This window comes from Effusibacillus lacus (genome assembly GCF_002335525.1).
Lineage (GTDB): Bacteria > Bacillota > Bacilli > Tumebacillales > Effusibacillaceae > Effusibacillus > Effusibacillus lacus.
This window is the reverse complement of the sequence record NZ_BDUF01000109.1, coordinates 178,467-181,622: the sequence shown is the minus strand read 5'-3', so window position 1 is coordinate 181,622 and position 3,156 is coordinate 178,467. Positions and strand designations below refer to the sequence as shown.

Below are 3,156 nucleotides of genomic sequence, written 5' to 3'. Positions count from 1 at the left end.
GCTGATTGATGACAACAGCAAACCGGAAGACTTTAAACGCCCCGGCCATATTTTTCCCCTGATCGCCAGGGAAGGCGGAGTCTTGCGCAGGGCAGGCCATACGGAAGCGGCTGTCGATCTTGCCCGCTTGTGCAATTCGTATCCGGCAGGAGTCATCTGCGAGGTGCTGAAGCCGGATGGAACCATGGCCCGTGTGCCTGACCTGGCCGAGATCGCCAAACAACATGATTTGAAGATGATTACCATTGAAGAACTGATCCGTTTCCGCAAGTCAAGGGAAGTATTGGTGCAGCGGGCGGCATCGGCTCATCTGCCGACAGAATATGGGGATTTTCAAGCGGTGGTTTATACCAACTCCATTGACCAGAAAGAACACGTGGCATTGGTCAAGGGAGAGATTGACCCGGAGAAGCCAATCATGGTTCGGGTGCATTCGGAATGCATGACCGGAGATGTGTTCGGTTCCCATCGCTGCGATTGCGGTCCGCAGTTGCATGCGGCTCTCCGGCAGATTGAAGCGAACGGGTCCGGGGTCCTGCTGTACATGCGGCAGGAAGGAAGGGGAATCGGCCTGATCAACAAGATAAAGGCATACGAATTGCAGGAACACGGTTACGATACTGTCGAGGCCAACGAAAAGCTCGGATTCCCGGCAGACCTTCGGGATTACGGCATCGGGGCCCAGATTCTGATTGACCTGGGAGTAAGACGGATTCGGTTGTTGACCAACAACCCCCGAAAGATCAAGGGCCTTGAGGGACACGGCCTGACGATCGAAGAACGAATCCCGATTCAGATGGTGCCCAACGAATCCAACATCAAGTATCTGGATGCCAAGCAAAAAAAGTTGGGTCATATGTTAAACATCTAAACAATGCAAATTTTGGCAAAGCAAATTGGAGGAGGACACACCTTATGGCACACGTTTATGAAGGAAATCTGATTGGCACAGGGTTAAAAATCGGGATCGTGGTGGGACGCTTCAACGAGTTTATCTCATCCAAACTGCTGTCGGGAGCTTTGGATGCCTTGAAGCGGCACGGCGTATCGGAAGATTCGGTTTCCGTGGCATGGGTTCCGGGGGCTTTTGAAATTCCTTTGGTGGCTCAGAAGCTTGCGGCAAGCGGCAAATATGACGCGGTTATCGCCCTGGGTGCGGTGATCCGGGGTTCCACACCCCACTTTGATTATGTGTCCGGGGAAACTGCCAAAGGGGTTGCCGCCATCTCGCTCAAAACCGGTGTTCCCACCATTTTCGGCGTATTGACAACCGATACCATTGAACAGGCAATTGAACGGGCTGGGACCAAAGCTGGCAACAAAGGATGGGAAGCCGCGGTTACTGCAATTGAAATGGCCAACCTGGCAAAGGCGATCGAGGCATAACGTGAAAACCAACAGAAAAGCGGTTGTGTTGGCCGTGATGCTGACCAACTTCCTGGCTGCGGTCGATGTGACGATTGTGGGCACCGCCATGCCCACAATCGTCGGCAAACTGGGAGGACTGGCCTTGATCAGCTGGGTGTTTTCCGCCTATCTGCTGACCTCTTCCGTTTCCACACCCATTTACGGCAAGCTGGCTGACCTTTTTGGACGCAAAATCATGTTTACCATCGGTGCTGCCATCTTTCTCATCGGTTCTACGCTCTGCGGAATGGCCGGCTCCATGTTGGCGCTGGTGATCGGCAGAGCCGTGCAAGGTCTTGGAGCGGGAGCGGTCATGGCCATTGCCACTACCATACTGGGCGATCTCTTTACCGTTGAGGAACGTGGAAGAATCCAAGGGTTATTTTCCGGAGTCTGGGGTTTTGCCGCAATCGTAGGACCTGCGTTGGGAGGCTTGATCATCGATTGGCTTTCCTGGCCCTGGGTGTTCTATATTAATCTTCCGATCGGCTTGCTGGGCGTTCTGATCCTTTGGTTTTCCCTGCACGAACAGATTGACAAGAAAAGCCACTCCATCGATTACGGGGGGGCCCTGACATTGACAACCTCAATGACGGCTCTCCTGTTGGTCATCCTGCAAGGCGCTCAATGGACATGGACAAATCCAGCCACCTTGGCACTGTCTTCCCTGGCGTTGTTGGGATTGATTGCTTTTCTTATGATCGAGCGGCGGGCGAAAGAGCCCATTGTACCGCTGGAACTGTTTAAAAATAAGGTGATTGCCATATCCAACGCAACTTCCTTTTTGGTGGGTGCGGTGCTGCTTGGCGTAACCAGTTACATACCGCTTTATGTACAGGAAGTATTGGGACGTACACCTACTGAAGCGGGCTTTACCCTTACGCCTATGTCGGTTGCCTGGATGATCGGGAGTGTTTATGGCGGCCGCAACATGGTGACATGGGGATTTCGGCGATTGGCCTATCTTGGTGTGGCATTTATCACTGCCGGTTCCGTGTTTTTAAGCATGTTGACGCCTGAATCCGGAAGATGGTTCGGCATGATTCTGATGAGCATTCTGGGACTCGGACTGGGGATGGCCACTTTGGCCTTTACCGTTGCGATTCAGAGTGAAGTTGACTGGAACCGGCGGGGAATAGCAACTGCATCCAACATGTTTATCCGTTCCCTGGGGTCATCCATTGGAGTTGCGATTATGGGAGCTGTGTTGAATTATCGGATGGCTGCAGACAACTCGCTGTATTCCGGCTTGCATGACGTATTTGTATGGATCGGCGGAATTTCCTTAGCGGCGGTTCTCATTATGGCTTTGTTTCCAAAGTATGACTCTCTCCAAGCCAAAGAAACGAGGTCTTAAAAATGGGTTTTTTTCAATCTTTATTTGTCAGACCCAAGTTGATTTGGACCAAGCGCAGCCCTTTGCAGACAGTCTGCATCTATGAAAAAGGGCCAATCCGGTATATGAGGTTTGCAAGTGAAAGCTGGCAGGGAGCGCTTGATACGCGGAACAAGGAACGAATCCTGTTCCCGTATCAGCGTTTTTTTCTTGCTTATAGAGCCTGGCTGCCGGAGATTCGATCTTTCCTCGCATTGGGAGTAGGAACAGGCACATCCATTCGAACCATAAGGCATCGTCACCCTGATGCAAGGATTTGCGGAGTCGATGTGGACTCTGTCGTTTTGCAAGCAGCCGTTACCTTCTTTGATTGTCCGTCAGACGAGAATACAAAGCTATGTGCGATGCATGGC

At 52.0% G+C, this 3,156-nt stretch carries 4 protein-coding genes; all 4 read left to right on the top strand.

The genetic code is table 11. The annotated features are described in order from the left end of the window. Positions 1–871: GTP cyclohydrolase II (gene ribA / locus EFBL_RS18800; RefSeq protein WP_231705890.1), on the top strand; the 871-nt coding region annotated here is incomplete at its 5' end. A gap of 44 nt (positions 872–915) precedes the next feature. Then, positions 916–1,386, top strand: coding sequence for a 6,7-dimethyl-8-ribityllumazine synthase (ribH, locus tag EFBL_RS18795; protein ID WP_096184014.1), 471 nt, complete (start codon positions 916–918; stop codon positions 1,384–1,386). A 1-nt stretch (position 1,387) separates the two neighbouring features. Next, positions 1,388–2,764 (top strand): MDR family MFS transporter, encoded by a 1,377-nt coding sequence (locus EFBL_RS18790; protein ID WP_096184012.1) that lies wholly within the window; start codon positions 1,388–1,390, stop codon positions 2,762–2,764. Between the two features lie 2 nt (positions 2,765–2,766). Further along, a partial coding sequence (locus EFBL_RS20800) for a class I SAM-dependent methyltransferase (protein WP_501161719.1) occupies positions 2,767–3,156 on the top strand: 390 nt, incomplete at its 3' end.